The sequence below is a fragment of the Lautropia mirabilis genome (assembly GCF_900637555.1).
GTDB classification, from domain to species: Bacteria; Pseudomonadota; Gammaproteobacteria; order Burkholderiales; family Burkholderiaceae_E; genus Lautropia; species Lautropia mirabilis.
The window spans coordinates 1730629-1746271 of the sequence record NZ_LR134378.1 but is presented as its reverse complement, the minus strand read 5'-3'; the positions used below and the strand labels follow the sequence as shown (position 1 = coordinate 1746271).

The following is a 15643-nucleotide window of genomic DNA, read 5'->3' as shown; positions in this document are numbered from 1 at the left end:
GCCACAGGTCATGGCCGGCCCATTCGTGCGGGATCAGCCCTTGTTGGAGAGCTTGCCCACCACGGCCAGCACAACGATGGCGCCAATGACCGAGGCGATCCAGCCGGCCGTCTGGCCCGGCTCGTAGAAGTGCATGGCGCCGCCCACGAAGTTGGCCAGGGCGGAACCAACGATACCGAGGATGGCCGTCATGATCCAGCCGAGTTTCTGGGTGCCGGGCATGATGGCGCGGGCGAGGAGGCCAATGACCAGGCCGACAACGAACATCTGGATGAGAGCCATACGAGTGTTCCTCTGAAGTGAAAGGAAGGAAACGGACCGGAAGAAGGTCCGGACAGGAACTGCACACCTGCGGAAAGCAGGCATGACAGGCCACAGACTGAGCGCCGGACAGGCACCAGCCACGGGTCGAACAGCACCCCAACCTACCGTGGCAAAAGCGCCACTGATGTGTAGATGGGCGCATCTTCCCACACTTCAACCCGACGAATGGTTAGAAATGATCATATCGACGGTCGCCTGCAGGCTGCCATCCTGCAGACGCACTTCGACCTGCCCGCCGGGACGGGCCTCGTCGACCGTGGTCAGCAGGTGGCCGTCAGCATCGCGCACCAGCGCGTAGCCCCGTCCCAGCACGGCCAGCGGGCTGATGAGTGCCAGGCTGTTCTCGGCCATCTCCAGCCGGGCGGCAGCACGCTGCCAGCAGCCGCGGGCGGCATGCGCCAGGCGCTGCTCGGCCTGAGCCAGACGGAATCCGGCCGCAGCGGTCGAGGGCGGCCTCAGGGTGTCGGCCGCACGCTGCCAGCGCCCTTGGCTCTCGACCAGCCGGCTGGTCATGGCCCGTTGCAGGCGCTCGGCCAGGCGCTCCACGCGCATCTCCTGCCGGGGCAGTTCCTGCAACGGCCACCGCTGCAGCCGTTCTGCCAGCTGTTCCAGCCGCTGACCATGGGCCTGCAGCTGCCGTGCGGGTGAACGCAGCAGGCGCTCGGCCATGTCCAGGCGCTGCTCCAGCCGCTCCAGCTGGCGCTGCATGACCTGCTGCAGCCGCACGCGCTGGTGACGCAGCCGCTGCAGGCTCTCGCGCCGGTCGGTGCTGACGAGCTCGGCCGCCGCCGTGGGCGTCGGGGCCCGCACATCGGCCACGAAGTCGCAGATGGTGAAGTCGGATTCATGGCCGACACCGCTGACCACCGGCAGCGTGCAGCGGGCCAGCCGCCGGGCCAGTGTCTCGTCGTTGAAGGCGTCCAGATCCTCGAAGGATCCCCCGCCGCGCACCAGCAGCAGCACGTCGCATTCCAGCCGCGCCTCGGCGGCCTCGACGGCGGCCAGCAGTTCAGCCGGCGCCTGCTGCCCTTGCACGCTGGCCGGGTAGATGATGACGCGCAGCTGTGGGGCGCGCCGGCGCAGTGTGGTGAGCACGTCCTGAAGCGCCGCGGCCTTCAATGAGCTGATGACGCCAACGGTATGGATGTAGGGCGGCAGCAGCTGCTTGCGTCCGGGGTCGAACAACCCTTCGGCCGCCAGCAGCGTCTTCAGCCGCGCGAAGCGCTGCCAGACATTACCTGCGCCGGCCAGCTGCATGCGCTCGACGCCCAGCTGGAAGTCACCGCGCGCCTCGTAGAGCGTGACACGGGCCACCACTTCGACACGATCGCCCTCGCGCGGCACGAAACCCACACGCTGTGCCGACATGCGAAACATGACGGCGCGCACGGCGGCACCGGTTTCCTTCAGCGTGAAGTACCAGTGGCCGCTGGCCGCCCGCGTGAAGTTGGACAGCTCGCCCACCACCCGCACGGTGCCGAACGTGTCCTGCAGCAGACGACCAGCCATCCGGTTGAGCTGGCCGACTGTCAGTGCCTGCTCGCCCGTAAAAGGCTGCGAAGAGGCTGTAAAAGCGCTTTCCTGTTGTTTCATCGGTACTTTTATCCACACAAAAGCCAACGCTTTCTGTAGATGGCAGGGGCCGGAGCGGTACGGGAACCGCCCCCCTTCCACATCGCCAACACATTGAATGATAAAGGAATTTCCATATCCAGCCTTGAGCACGCCTGAATTACTTTCCTGCGCCTGCATCTGTAATTACGGGATGGAATGCAGCTGCCCACAGAGTTGTCCACAGGTCTTTGCACAGGCCGTTGCAGGTTGCGTGCCACACTTGCCGACCCCAAACAAAAAAACCGACAATCCCGGCGTTCGCGTCCCGCGAAAGTTCTACCCTTCCGGAGTGTGTTCCCTTGTTCTCCATCATCCAGGCCGCTGGCTGGCCCATCTGGTTTCTGATCCTCGCCTCGATCGCCACGGTTGCCCTGATCGTCGAACGGGCGATCACGCTGCAACGCCGCAAGATCCTTCCGCCCGGCATGCTGGAAGAAGTGGTCAACCTGCACCGCAACCGGCAGCTCAATGCCGAGATGGTGACGCGTGTGGAACGCTCCTCGCCGCTGGGCCGGGTGCTGGCCACCGGGCTGCGGCATGAGTTCGAGTCGCGCGACATGATCAAGGACGCCATGGAAGAGACCGGTCGTGCCGTGGCGCATGATCTGGAGCGCTTCCTGCCCACGCTGGGCACGCTGGCCACGGTGGCCCCGCTGCTGGGCCTGTTCGGCACCGTCATCGGCATGATCGAGATTTTCGGCTCGCAGGCCCCCAGCGGCAACGATCCGACCCAGCTGGCTCACGGCATCTCGATCGCCCTCTACAACACGGCCTTCGGTATCGGCGTGGCCATTCCGGCCCTGCTGGCCTACCGGGGCTTCCGCAGCCGGGTTGACGACTTCCTGGTGGAAATGGAGCAGCAGTCGCTGCGCCTGGTGGACGTGATCAAAGGAATCGGGGGCCGGCATTGAACTTTCGGCGTTCCATCCGGCGTGAAGAGCCGGAAATCAACTTCATCCCGCTCATCGACCTGCTGCTGGTGATCCTCATCTTCCTGATGGTCACCACCACCTACAACCGCTACCGCGAGCTGGCCGTGGACCTGCCGTCGGCCGCCGGCAAGGAAACGCCGGAAGCACCGGTGCAGATCATCGTGGCCGTGACGGCCGACGGACAGTACCGGGTGGACAACGAAGTGGTGGGCCATGCCGATGCCAACATGCTGGCCAGCGTGCTGGGCCGTGCTGCCGGTGATCGTCAGAACCCCATCGTCGTCGTGCATGCCGATGCCGCTGCTTCCCACCAGTCGGTGGTGAACGTCATGGAAAGCGCCCGCATCGCCGGTCTGCCGCGCGTGAGCTTCGCCACCAAGACGAAGCAGTCGGCCCAGTGACGGGCCGCACCAGTTTAAGCGCCCCCATGGGACGGGTGGCGCCTTGAAGACCGAGGGGCTGCGCCGCCGGCTGGAAGCCTGGCTGCTGCGGGTCTGGTTCAACCAGACCCGTGGCGCCGACCGCCTGCTGGCCTGGCTGCTGGCCCCGCTGCTGCTGCCGCTGTCCTGGCTGGTGGCAACCCTGGCCCGCCGACGGGCCGCACAGATCGAACACACTGCCACAGGCCGCCCGGCCGTGGTGGTGGTGGGCAACGTGGTGGTGGGTGGCTCGGGCAAGACGCCACTGGTCATCGCCCTGGCCCGTGCCCTGCACGAACGGGGTCTGAAGGTGGGCCTGCTGGCCCGCGGCTACCGGGCCTCCTCTGATACGCCCCTTCTCATCGACCGCAACACGCCCGCTGCCGAGGCCGGCGACGAGGCCCTGCTGCTGGCCATCGAGACCGGCCTGCCCGTGGGCGTGGGCGCCCGGCGCAAGGCTGCGCTGGATCTTCTTGTCTCGCACCATCCCGACCTGGACGTGGTGATCTCGGACGACGGACTGCAGCACGTGACCCTGCCCCGCCGGCTGGAGCTGGTGATGATGCACCCGCTGGGTCTGGGCAACGGCCGCTGCCTGCCGGCCGGACCGCTACGCGAGCCCGCCGAGCGCCTGGCCCACGTGGATGCACTGCTGGTGCCGGCGACATCGCCCCAATCGGCGAGCACAAGCGCGTCGCCCGAAGGCAGCCGGACATCGGCCCCGCCCCGCTTCGGGATCCGCACCGAGCTGGCCGGCATCCGCACTCTGGATGGCAGCCAGCACTGGGCACCGAACGATTTCGTGGCCACCATGGCCGGGCAGCGGCTGGCGGCCGTGGCCGGCATCTCGCGCCCCGAGCGCTTCTTCGATTCGCTGCGCGCGCTGGGCCTGGACATCACCGAGTATCCGTTGCCTGACCATGCCCACATCGACCCGGCGTGGCTGGCCACGCTTCCCGAGCCCTTGGTGATCATGACGGCCAAGGATGCCGTGAAGTGCGTCGACTTCCCCCCAGCGCTGCAGGCGCGCTGCCGGGTGCTCGATATCCGGGCCGTCCTCGATCCGGCGCTGCTAGAATGGCTCGATCAGCAGCTGGCCACGACAGCCTGCTGCCCATCGACACCTTCTTCTGCGCATTGACACCATGATGGCTCTCGACATTCTCGTCTGCCCGCTGTGCAAGGGGCCGCTCGCCCACGACCGCCAGCAGCAGACCCTCACCTGCAAGGCAGACCGCCTGGTGTTCCCCATCCGTGACGGCGTTCCGGTCATGATCGTCGAGGAAGCCGGGCACCTGGCGGCCGATGGCAGCGTGACACCGGCACCTGCCGCCGGCACGGCCGGCTGAAACCGGAGCGGCACGACCATGAGCTCCGGGTCCCCTGCCCAGGCGGCACCGGCCGCCACGCCTTCCTTCGTCGTCCTCATCCCGGCCCGGCTGGCGTCCACCCGCCTGCCCGACAAGCCGCTGGCCGACATCGCCGGCATTCCCATGGTCGTGCGCGTGGCCAACCAGGCCCGACGCTCGCAGGCCATCCGGGTCGCCATCGCCACTGACAGCCCCCGGATTGCCGACGTGGCCCGCGCCCATGGGCACGAAGCCATCATGACCCGCGCCGACCACGCCTCGGGCACCGAGCGGCTGGCCGAGGCCATCACGCTGATGGAACTGGCCGAAGACACCATCGTGGTCAACGTGCAGGGGGACGAGCCCGAGATTCCGCCGGCCCTCATCGATGCCCTGGCCAGCTGCCTGGCCAGCGACCCGGAATGCCCGATGGCCACGGCCGTGCATCCCGTGCAGTCGGTGGCCGACTGGCTCAACCCCAATGTGGTGAAGGTGGTGGCCGACGCCGAGGAACGCGCCCTGCTGTTCTCCCGTGCCCCCCTGCCCTGGTCGCGCAGCCATCTGGCCTGGGGGCTGGATGCCGGCACCCCGCAGGCCCGGCAGGCCTTTGAGGCGGCCCAGCCCCTGCGGCACATCGGCATGTATGCCTATCGCAGCCGCTTCCTCACACGCTATGCGCAGCTGGATCCCTGCGCGCTGGAAGACATCGAGGCGCTGGAGCAGCTAAGGGTGCTGCACCACGGCTACCGCATCAAGCTGCTGCACACCGACGATGCGCCGCCCGCCGGCGTGGACACACCTGCCGACCTGGAACGGGTCCGGGCACGGCTGGGACACGGCACCCACTGACGCGCAGCCTGACAGTTCCGTGTCCCAGCGCCGCACAGGCTGTGTGGCGCTGGGGCGCTACAATGGAAGGAATCGTATCTTTTCAACAGGAACTTCCTCCATGCGACTGATTCTTCTTGGCCCTCCGGGCGCTGGCAAAGGTACTCAGGCCGGCTTCATCACCAGCCAGTTCGGCATTCCCCAGATCTCCACGGGCGACATGTTGCGTGCCGCCATCAAGGCCGGCACCGAGCTGGGCAAGGCCGCCAAGGAAGTGATGGACCAGGGCAAGCTGGTGTCCGACGACATCATCATCGGCCTGGTGAAGGAACGGCTGAAGCAGCCCGACTGTCAGAACGGCTACCTGTTCGACGGTTTCCCGCGTACCATCCCGCAGGCCGAAGCCCTGCGCGAATCCGGCATCCGGCTGGAGCACGTGGTGGAACTGAAGGTGCCGGACGCCGACATCATCGAGCGCATGAGCGGACGGCGCGTCCACCAGCCCAGCGGTCGCAGCTATCACATCCGCTTCAACCCGCCCAAGGTGGAAGGCAAGGACGACGTGACGGGTGAACCCCTGACCCAGCGTGACGACGACCGCGAGGACGTGGTTCGGAAGCGCCTGGAGGTCTATCAGCAGCAGACCCGCCCGCTGGTCGACTACTACCAGGAATGGGCTCGCACCGGCGACGCAGCGGCCCCCCGCTACCACGCGCTGGAAGGCGTGGGCACGCTGGAAGAGATCCGCGCCCGTGTGCAGGCTGCGCTGGTCAGCTGATCCCACCGGCTGACGCCAGGGTCATGCCCGGCGTCCTCCCATCACGGGCACCACGAGCCGTCGTCGGTGTCCGTTTTTTTGCAGCCTTTCTCCTGGTGGTGGCCGCCTTCTCGGGCGTTCCCTCCTGGTATGCGCTCCCCTGGGGGCTTATTCGGGGAGGGCTGCACACCGCACAGTGATGGCCCCACTGCCCCGCAGAGTAGCGCTCGCTTCTTGCTTTTTAGCGCCTAGTCTCGACAGTTGGCGCCTGCGCCAGCTGCGCTTCCACCCAGGCAGCCAGCGCCAGCAGGCTGGCATCGGCACCCCGGCCGCCCACCAGCTGCAGGCCGAAGGGCATGGCCACCGGGCCGCCCTGTCCCTGCGCCGGCCCATCCTTCGGCGAATGCCCCTTCTCCAGCCAGATGTGACCCGCCGGCAGGCTGATGGCCGGCACGCCGGCAAAGGAGAACGGCAGCGTCTGGCCCAGCACCGCCTCGCGGACCATCAGTCGGCCGTGCCGGGTGGGTGCGTCATCCTGCCCACGCAGCGGCGTGACGATGGCCGACGTGGGCAGCACCAGCGCATCCACCCCCGCCAGCACGGCATCCAGCTCGGCCATGTAGGCGCTGCGCGCCTGCAGTGCCGCAATATAGTCCTGCGCCGACAGCGCGGCCCCCGCCTGCAACGGCGTCAGCACTCCCGCTGAAAACCCCTGGCCCCCCTCAGCCAGCGCCGCATGGTGGACCCGTGCCGCCTCGGCCCGCACGATGGGCGTGTAATGGCGCCACGGCAGGTCCATGTCATGGGGTTCGGCATCCACCAGATCCGCCTGTGTGGCCAGCAGCGCCAGCAGGGCCTCGAAGTGGGCATGCGTGCCTGCATCCAGACGCGCCTCCAGCCAGCGACGGGGCACGCCCAGCCGCGGCCGTCGGGCCACCCGGCCGTGCGCCAGACTGCGCCCGGACAGCACCTGGTGCAGCAGCGCGGCATCCTGCACGCTCCGCGCCAGCGGGCCGGCATGATCGCAGGTCCAGGACAGCGGCAAGGCACCGGCCAGCGAGACGCTGCCCACCGTGGGTTTGAAGCCCACCACGCCACAGAAGGCCGACGGAATGCGGATGGAGCCGCCCGTATCGCTGCCGATGGACGCGCTGCCCAGCCCCACCGCCACGGCCACGCCCGAACCGCTGGACGAGCCGCCGGATTGCCGTGCCGGATCATGCGGGTTGCAGACATCCCCGGTCCAGGGGTTCTCGCCCGTGGCCCCCAACGCGATCTCGTGCATGTTGGTCTTGGCAAAGACCAGTGCACCGGCGGCCTGCAGCCGCTGCACCACTGCACTGGATGCCGCTGACATCGGCGGCAGTGTCGCCTCGGTGCCCGCCTTCATGGGTGCGCCTTCCAGCTGGAACAGATCCTTCACGCTGATCCAGGCGCCCAGCAGCAGCCGCTGTGCGGCACGGTCGGGCTCCCGTCCGATCTGGTCGGTCAGCACCTGCGCCTCTCGCGCGGCACGCTCCCAGTCCACCCAGGCCAGCGGCCGCAGCGCCGCTGTCTCGGCTGCCCGCGCCTTCAGAAGGGCCAGTTCGTCGGTCAGCGAACGCTTTCCGGCCCGCAACGCATCGGCCTGCCGCCGCAGCGACATGCTCGCAGCCCCCGAGTTATCTGAGGCCCGGACTCCCGAAAAATGCAGATCAGACACCATATGAAGACGAACTCCCGAATTGCGGACAGTGACCAGACAGAAGCGTATTATGAAGACTGTTTGCAAGGATCCCGATCGATGAAGTACCAGCAGCCACACCGCGCCCTGAACACCAGCAAGATACGGTCGGCCGCCTACGACGAGAACCGCCAGACCCTGGAGATCGCCTTCCAGGATGGCATGCTGCGCAGCTATCGCAGCCTGCCGGCCGACGTGGCGCGCCGTTTCTTCACCGCCCAGAATCCCGCCACCTTCTGGGAAGATCGCATCGCCGAAGAGTATCCGATGACCCAGGTGCGGATGGAGAAACTTCCGCCCCTGATGGAAAGCGACCCCGTCGCCGACGCCGCCCGCCAGAAGCTGGAGCAGCTCTTTCAGCAGCCGGACAAAGCCTGAATCGTGGCTGAAGACACGACGCCGACACCGACCGGGGTGTCACGGCCAGCCTCGCCTCCAACCCAACCCGACACGCCCGAAGCATGGTCAGGCCTTGGGCATCCGGGCATGCTGCAACTGCCCGACGCGTACGACCTCTCCCCCTCGCGCGCTGCGCCAGGGGCCATGCTGTCCGATCCCGACGCCATCATCCTGCTATTCGCCGGCCATACCCTCGTCCAGCGCAGTGACGGCCCACCGGCGCTGACGGCCGGCGACTATGGTTCCCTGCTGAACGCCTGGACCACCTGCGAGAGCGTTGGCCGCTACCGGGGGCGTCCCTGTCTGGCCGTCTCGTTGCCCAATCCCCCGCCGCCCCTGCCCCCCGGCTGGGAGGCCCAGGGCCTGCGCCAGTGGTTCGGCCGCCTGCCGGATGACCTGACCTCCATCGCCATGCAGGCCAGCCAGCTGCTGGAATGGGTGCGCACCCACCGCTGGTGCGGCGCCTGTGGCGTGCCCACCGTGCGCGTGCCGGGCGAACGTGCCATGCAGTGCCCCCGCTGCGGCCTGCGCAACTACCCGCGCATCTCGCCCGCCATGATGGTACTGGTCACCCGCGGTCACGAGCTGCTGCTGGCCAGCAACGTCAATTTTCCGCCCGGACGCTACAGCGCCTTGGCAGGCTTTCTGGAAGCCGGCGAATCGGTCGAGGCCGCCATCCACCGGGAAGTGGCCGAAGAAGTGGGCATCCAGGTGCATCGCCCGCGCTATTTCGGCAGCCAGAGCTGGCCCTTCCCCCATTCGCTGATGATCGCCTTCACCGCCGAATGGCTGGCCGGCGACATCCACGTCGACCCGACCGAGATCCGCGACGCCCGCTGGTTCACCCCCGACACCCTGCCCGACCTGCCGCCCGCCAATGTCAGCATCTCGCGCGCGCTGGTGGAGCACGTGGCACATCAGCTTCGGCAAGGCCGTTCGCGCTGAACGGTCACACCGGCGGATCACTCCAGCCCCCTATGCCACACCCCGAGCAGCCCGCCCTCGGATTGTCCGCCTGTTTCCTTCCATCCCCGCCCCCTGTCCTTCCGCACCGACTGCGGCGCCAATGTCGACCTTCTGTGCCATAGCTCCTGTGTGCTGTCGCTTTTCTGACGCATAGTGCCGTGACATCCAAACGGCCATGGCAGGAAAGCTTCCGTGCAGTCATCCCGCGCCTTCGTCACTCACGTTCCCTCCTCCGCTCACCCTGAATCGGCAGCCGGTTCATCCGGCGCCGGGGGCTGGCTTGACGCCGACGCGTCCCGGCCAACGCCTCTTACTGTACGCTCGACCTCACGGGCGGACCGTCGCCAGCCGCTGACGCGTAGCCTCATGGCCCTGATGGTCTGCAGTGCGCTGGCCGCCTGCGGTGGTGGTGGTGGTAGCGCCGTGAACACCAACCCCGATCCCCAGGCCGTGACACCCATCACGCCCTCCGTCACCCCAGGCACGAACGGCCACGGCACGCAAGGACACAACGAAACTGGCCCCCAGAACGGCACCAGCAGCGACAGCCGTGGCCAGGGCAGCGTGGCGGGCGGTAACGCAGCGAGTGGCAACAGCTCCCAGAGCAGCGCGGGCAACGGCAACCAGAACGGTACAACCGGCGGATCAACCAGCACCCCAGGCACCGGTAACGGATCCGGCAACACGGGAAGCGGCGCTTCGGACGCCCCGGTCAGCATCACGCCACTCAATCTGCCCGGCAACGATGCCGACCCGAAGTCGCAGAAGCCCACGGCCGCCATCGTGCGCATCCTGGGCCAGGTGCGCGGTCCGTCTGCAGCTGCCAACCCGGCCAGCCTGCGCCTGCCGCAGGGCTCCACGTCCATCGCCTATGACCGGCAGGACCCGCCGCGCATCTGGGTCATCAACCCCGACCAGGACAGCGTGAGCGTGCTGGACAGCAAGACCCGGACACTGCTGCGCGAGATCCCGCTGACCGTCTCCGGACGGACCGAGACCGCCCCGGAAAAGCCGGCCACCGAGCACGGTCCGCGCACGCTGGCCATCGACAATGCCGGCCATGTCTGGGTGACCAACCGACACAGCGGCAGCATCAGCATCATTGATCCGGCCACGATGACCGTGGCCACCCGCATCACGCTGGGCATCGCCACCCAGCCCTACGGCGTGGTGGCTGCCCCTGATGGCAGCGGCATCTGGGTCAGCACGCTGGGCTCTCAGGAGCTGCTGCAGTTCGACCCCGTCACCCACCAGCTCAAGCAGCGCATGGCACTGGGCCCCGAGGTCCGGCACCTGGCCATCATTGCCGACAGCAAGCGCCTGCTGGCAAGCCGCTTCATCACGCCTGCCCTGCCTGGCGAAAGCACCCTCACGCCCCGTACCCGCGGTACCGGCTTCCGGGGTGGCGAAGTCCTGCTGATCGACCCCGCCCGTGCCACGCTGCAGCGCACGATCCCGCTGGCAGTCAGCACGCTGGAAGACACGCCCATCCAGGGACGCGGCCTGCCCAACTACCTGGGCGCCGCCGCCATCTCGCCGGATGGCCGCTCGGCCTGGATTCCCTCCAAGCAGGACAACATCCAGCGCGGCCAGGGCCGTGACGGCCAGCCGCTGGACTTCCAGAGCACTGTGCGCGCCATCGTGTCCAACCTGGACCTGCAGGCTGCCACACCGGCCGAACGGCCCGCGCGACGCTATGACGTGGACAACAGCGGCCAGGCCAGTGCCGCCACCTACACGCCGGATGGCCGATACGTGCTGGTAGCGCTGGAAACCTCGCGCGAGATCAGCATCCTCAATGCAGCCACCGGTACCGAGGTGCGTCGGCTGGACGTGCAGCGCACGCCCCAGGGCATCGCCGTCTCGCCCGATGGCAAGCAGGCAGCCATCAGCAACGTGATGTCGCGTACCGTCAGCTTCTTCGACATCAGCGCGCTGGCCAATGACGAGCCCCGGGCCATCCTGCCCGCCACGGCCACCGGTACGCTGAAGAGCGCCGAGCGGATGCCGGCCCAGCTGAAACGCGGCAAGGAGCTCTTCCACGACGCCCGCGACCCGCGTCTGGCACGAGACCGCTACATGAGCTGCGCCAGCTGCCACAGCGAAGGCTACGGCGATGGCCGTGTCTGGGACATGAGCAGCCTGGGCGAAGGCCTGCGCAAGACAATCTCGCTGCAGGGCCACGGGGGCAAGAAGGCCCGCCTGCACTGGAGCGGCAACTTCGACGAGGTGCAGGACTTCGAGCAGCAGATCCGTGCGCTGGGCGGCGGCAGCGGGCTGATGCCCATCGGCAGCTTCGAGCTGAACGGCCGCAGCCTGCCGCTGGGCACCCCCAAGGCGGGCCAGTCGGACGACCTGGATGCCCTGGCCGCCTATGTAAACAGCCTGAACCGCTATGCCCCCAGCCCCTACCGCAACAGCGACCGCAGCCTGACAGCCAGCGCAAAAGTCGGCGAATCACTGTTTGCCAGCAAAGGCTGCACCACCTGCCACAGCAATGCCGACCTGGGGGGTGACGGGCTGACCCGTCACGACATCGGCACGCTGAAGCCTGCCAGCGGCAAGGTGCAGGGCGAGGCCCTGACCGGCCTGGTCGCCCCCGGTCTGCGTGACGCCTGGTACACCGCCCCCTACCTGCACGACGGTTCGGCCGACACGCTGGAAGCGGCCATCCAGGCGCACAACACCAACACCTTCACGGCCGCAGAACTGAGCAGCCTGGCCGCCTACGTCCGCCAGATCGGCAACGGACAGTAAGCACGGCCCCAGAACTGCTGCAGCGATGATTGCCGCAGACATGAAAATGGCCCCGACAGGGGCCATTTCCGTTTGGGGCGAAGCTGCCGCCGGGAACGACAGCAGCTACCGGAAGAAAATCAGGCCTCGCCTTCGCGGCTGGCGCGACGACGCTCGTGCTCCTTCAGGTGACGCTTGCGCAGGCGGATGCTCTTGGGCGTGATCTCCACCAGCTCGTCCTCGGCGATGAATTCCACAGCCTTTTCCAGCGTCAGCTCGATGGGCGGCGTCAGGTTGATGGCCTCGTCCTTGCCCGAAGCGCGCACGTTGGTCAGCTTCTTCTCACGGATCGGGTTGACCACCAGATCATTGTCACGCGTGTGGATGCCGATGATCATGCCCTCGTACAGCGCATCGTTGGGCTTGACGAACATCCGGCCCCGGTCCTGCAGCTTCCAGAGCGCATAGGCCACGGCCGCCCCGTCATCCTGCGAGATCAGCACACCCTGGCGGCGCCCCTCGATCTCGCCTGCCCACGGGCCGTATTCCTCGAAGACGTGGCTCATGATGCCGGTACCGCGCGTCATGTTCAGGAACTCGTTCTGGAAGCCGATCAGGCCACGGGCCGGCACACGGTATTCCAGACGCACCCGGCCCTTGCCGTCCGGCTCCATGTTCTGCAGCTCGCCACGGCGGCGACCCAGCGCCTCCATCACGGCGCCCTGGTGCTCTTCCTCCAGGTCCATCGTCAGCGCCTCATAGGGCTCCTGACGCTCGCCATCCACCACCTGCAGACGCGGCTTGGGTCGCGACACCGCCAGCTCGTAGCCCTCGCGACGCATGTTCTCCAGCAGGATGGTCAGGTGCAGCTGGCCACGGCCCGACACCACGAAGGTGTCCGCATCCTCAGTAAACTCCACACGCAGTGCCACGTTGGCCTGCAGCTCGCGCTCCAGACGCTCCCGGATCTGGCGGCTGGTGACGTACTTGCCCTCGCGGCCGGCCAGCGGCGAGGTGTTGACCAGGAACTCCATGGTCAGCGTGGGCTCGTCGATGCGCAGCAGCGGCAGCGGATCGGGGTTGCCGATCTTGCACAGCGTGGAGCCGATGTCGATGTCCTCGATGCCGTTGATGGCCACGATGTCACCGGCCTGAGCGAAAGGCACCACCTCACGCTCCAGGCCACGGAAGCGAAGCACCTGGTTCACCTTCACGGTGACCGGCGCCTTCTCGTCGCCGTGCATCAGCAGCACCGATTCACCACCGCGCAGCGTGCCGCGGTTGATGCGGCCGATACCGATACGACCCACATAGCTGGAATAGTCCAGCGCCGAAATCTGGAACTGCAGCGGGCCGTCCGGATCGTCGGCCCGAGCCGGCACGCGGGAGAGGATGGCGTCAAAGAGCGGCGCCATGCTGGGATTCTCCGCCGCTGCGGCAGCCTCGGCCTCTTCCACTTCGTTCACCGCATAGCCCGCCAGCGCCGAGGCGTAAATCACCGGGAAGTCCAGCTGCTCTTCGGTGGCGCCCAGACGGTCGAACAGGTCGAAGGTCTGGTCCACCACCCAGTGCGGCCGCGCACCGGGACGGTCGATCTTGTTGACCACCACGATGGGCCGCAGGCCCAATGCCAGCGCCTTGCGGGTCACGAAGCGGGTCTGCGGCATCGGGCCGTCCATGGCGTCGACCAGCAGCAGGACGCCGTCCACCATCGACAGCGCACGCTCCACCTCGCCGCCGAAGTCCGCGTGTCCCGGGGTGTCAACGATGTTGATCCGCGTGCCCTTGTACTCGACCGCGCAGTTCTTGGCCAGAATGGTGATGCCCCGCTCGCGCTCCAGGTCGTTGGAGTCCATCACCCGCTCGTTGACCTGCTGGTTGGCCCGGAACGTACCGGACTGACGCAGCAGCTGATCCACCAGCGTGGTCTTGCCGTGGTCGACGTGCGCGATGATCGCAATGTTGCGGATCGGCTGGGTTGTAGATGTGTTGGTGTCAGACACGCTCAGTCTCGAATCGAATCAAAAAGGGCAACCGGGGTTGCGTTTCGTAAAGTCCTTGCGGCACGGATATCCCGTCCCTGTCGGGGAGACCCGGCCGGCTCGGCATGTTGTTCAGTCAGTCACGATCAGTCAGGCACGATGACCCGCAGTGGCGCCAGACGCACGCTGCCATCAGGCTGCGGCACCTGGCGGGCCAGTCCGGCCAGTCGGCCAGCATGCAGCACTGCCACCTGCCCCTCCGGGGCGTCAATGGCGGGCCCGGCGGGCGACGACGAGAGATCGGCATTCGGGTTCGTTGGGGTCTGCCAGGGCACTGCCTGCCCCTGCGCAAAGCGCCGGGCCTGCTCATCCGTCAGCTCAGCCTGCGACCATCCTGCCACCAGCGCCAGCAGCCCATGCAGATGAGACTGCGCCGCCGTCGGCCCCTCGGCCAGCAAGGCATCCAGCGTCACCGCATCCTGCACGCGGTACTGGCCAACGCGAGTACGCCTCAGACCGCTCAGATGGGCACCGCACCCCAGGGCTGCGCCCAGGTCGCGGGCAATGGAACGGATGTAGGTGCCGCTGCCGCATTCGATGCGCAGACGCGCCCGCTCACCGTCAAAATCCAGCAGCTCGATGACATCGACCCGCACCTCGCGGGGCTGGGCCGCCACCGGAGCGCCCTCACGGGCATGGCGGTACATCGCCTTGCCGCCCACCTTCAGGGCCGAATACACCGGCGGTACCTGCTGGATGACGCCCATGAAGCGCGGCAGCGCTGCCAGCAGCGCCTCACGCGTGGGGCGTGAATCCGAGCGGGAAATCACCTCGCCTTCCACGTCATCGGTGGCCGTGGTGATGCCGAAGCAGACCTCGGCCTCGTAGGCCTTGTCATGCGTGAGTGCCGCGCCGGCCAGCTTGCAGGCCTCGCCAAACATCAGCGGCAGAACCCCGCTGGCCATCGGGTCCAGTGTTCCCCCATGGCCAGCCTTGTCCGCGCCCAGCAGGCGCTTCACCTTCTGCAAGGCCGTATTGGAAGACAGGCCCAGCGGCTTGTCGAGCAGCAGCAGTCCGTGGACCTTCAAGCGCGGTGCGTCCGGTCAGTCGTCATGGCGCGCAGCGCCAACAGGGGCAGACACCTGGCCTGCCGTTGCAGGGGTGGCACTGGCCGATGCGCTATCGGGCCGCTTGGCCGAGCCTTCCCCAGTGTCCGTCGCCACGTCACCCGGATCGTCGGCCGCCCGTCGCGAGTTGGCCTCGTCGATGAGCCGCCCCATCTCGATGCCCCGCTGGGCGGAAGCATCGTGCACGAAGTGCAGCTCAGGCGTGGTATGGATGCGCACCCGGCGACCGACGAGCGAGCGCAGGAAGCCCGACGCCGCCCGCAGGCCACGCAGCGTCTCGGCCACCCGTTCATCGTCATCGGGCAGCACCGAGAAATGCACGGTGGCATGCGCATAGTCGGGCGTCAGATCCACGCCCGTCACCGTCACCAGACCCAGCCGGGGATCCTTCACCTCGGTGCGGATCAGCTCGGCAATTTCCTGGTGCAGCAGCTCGGTCACGCGCAACGCCCGCCCGGGCGTTGCTCCTGGTCTACGTTTCATGGTG

At 67.5% G+C, this 15643-nt stretch carries 14 protein-coding genes and 1 pseudogene; 9 read left to right on the top strand and 6 right to left on the bottom strand.

Translation table 11 applies throughout. The annotated features are described in order from the left end of the window. Positions 1–33 precede the first annotated feature (33 nt). Positions 34–282 carry a GlsB/YeaQ/YmgE family stress response membrane protein gene (locus EL249_RS07050; RefSeq protein ID WP_005673468.1) on the bottom strand — a complete coding sequence of 83 codons (249 nt, stop codon included), beginning with the start codon at positions 280–282 and terminating at the stop codon, positions 34–36. Positions 283–477: 195 nt separating this feature from the next. After that, positions 478–1917 carry an exodeoxyribonuclease VII large subunit gene (gene xseA / locus EL249_RS07045; RefSeq protein WP_005673469.1) on the bottom strand — a complete coding sequence of 480 codons (1440 nt, stop codon included), beginning with the start codon at positions 1915–1917 and terminating at the stop codon, positions 478–480. A 320-nt stretch (positions 1918–2237) separates the two neighbouring features. Here xseA and EL249_RS07040 point away from each other — a divergent pair, with 320 nt between their 5' ends. The 6 genes from EL249_RS07040 (at position 2238) to adk (ending at position 6244) form a co-directional block, all read left to right on the top strand. Then, on the top strand, positions 2238–2849 hold the full coding sequence (locus tag EL249_RS07040) for a MotA/TolQ/ExbB proton channel family protein (protein WP_005673470.1): 612 nt from the start codon (positions 2238–2240) through the stop codon (positions 2847–2849). Then, positions 2846–3271 carry an ExbD/TolR family protein gene (locus tag EL249_RS07035; protein WP_005673471.1) on the top strand — a complete coding sequence of 142 codons (426 nt, stop codon included), beginning with the start codon at positions 2846–2848 and terminating at the stop codon, positions 3269–3271. Before EL249_RS07040 ends, EL249_RS07035 begins: the two co-directional genes overlap by 4 nt. Before the next feature lie 43 nt (positions 3272–3314). After that, positions 3315–4430 carry a tetraacyldisaccharide 4'-kinase gene (gene lpxK, locus EL249_RS07030; protein WP_005673472.1) on the top strand — a complete coding sequence of 372 codons (1116 nt, stop codon included), beginning with the start codon at positions 3315–3317 and terminating at the stop codon, positions 4428–4430. Between the two features lie 4 nt (positions 4431–4434). Continuing rightward, positions 4435–4638, top strand: a complete 204-nt coding sequence (locus EL249_RS07025; protein ID WP_005673474.1) for a Trm112 family protein — start codon at positions 4435–4437, stop codon at positions 4636–4638. A gap of 18 nt (positions 4639–4656) precedes the next feature. Next, complete coding sequence (gene kdsB, locus EL249_RS07020; protein ID WP_005673475.1) at positions 4657–5487, top strand: 3-deoxy-manno-octulosonate cytidylyltransferase; 831 nt, start codon at positions 4657–4659, stop codon at positions 5485–5487. Positions 5488–5587: 100 nt separating this feature from the next. Next, positions 5588–6244 carry an adenylate kinase gene (gene adk / locus EL249_RS07015; protein WP_005673476.1) on the top strand — a complete coding sequence of 219 codons (657 nt, stop codon included), beginning with the start codon at positions 5588–5590 and terminating at the stop codon, positions 6242–6244. A 220-nt stretch (positions 6245–6464) separates the two neighbouring features. Here the strand turns inward: adk and EL249_RS07010 are convergent, their stop codons facing one another. After that, a complete protein-coding gene (locus EL249_RS07010) occupies positions 6465–7868 on the bottom strand; it encodes an amidase (protein WP_005673477.1) in 1404 nt (467 codons plus the stop codon). Positions 7869–8006: 138 nt separating this feature from the next. On the opposite strand from EL249_RS07010, the gene EL249_RS07005 reads away from it, so the two are divergent. The 3 genes from EL249_RS07005 to EL249_RS06995 all read left to right on the top strand — a co-directional run bounded on the left by EL249_RS07005 (position 8007) and on the right by EL249_RS06995 (position 12068). Beyond that, the gene (locus EL249_RS07005) at positions 8007–8324 is read left to right on the top strand and encodes a KTSC domain-containing protein (protein ID WP_040529845.1); all 318 of its coding nucleotides are present in this window, start codon (positions 8007–8009) and stop codon (positions 8322–8324) included. Positions 8325–8432: 108 nt separating this feature from the next. Next, entirely contained in the window at positions 8433–9290 is an 858-nt protein-coding gene (nudC, locus tag EL249_RS07000; RefSeq protein ID WP_005673479.1) for an NAD(+) diphosphatase, read from the top strand. 387 nt (positions 9291–9677) lie between these two features. Then, positions 9678–12068 carry a cytochrome c peroxidase gene (locus EL249_RS06995; protein WP_005673480.1) on the top strand — a complete coding sequence of 797 codons (2391 nt, stop codon included), beginning with the start codon at positions 9678–9680 and terminating at the stop codon, positions 12066–12068. 119 nt (positions 12069–12187) lie between these two features. On the opposite strand, the gene typA is transcribed toward EL249_RS06995, so the two are convergent. From typA to rbfA, 3 genes and pseudogenes are all read right to left on the bottom strand, one after another. Further along, positions 12188–14050, bottom strand: coding sequence for a translational GTPase TypA (gene typA, locus EL249_RS06990; RefSeq protein ID WP_005673481.1), 1863 nt, complete (start codon positions 14048–14050; stop codon positions 12188–12190). 125 nt (positions 14051–14175) lie between these two features. Further along, a complete protein-coding gene (truB, locus tag EL249_RS06985) occupies positions 14176–15117 on the bottom strand; it encodes a tRNA pseudouridine(55) synthase TruB (protein ID WP_005673482.1) in 942 nt (313 codons plus the stop codon). A 147-nt stretch (positions 15118–15264) separates the two neighbouring features. Continuing rightward, positions 15265–15639, bottom strand: a pseudogene (rbfA, locus tag EL249_RS06980) (30S ribosome-binding factor RbfA); the annotation flags it as partial. Between the last annotated feature and the right edge of the window lie 4 nt (positions 15640–15643).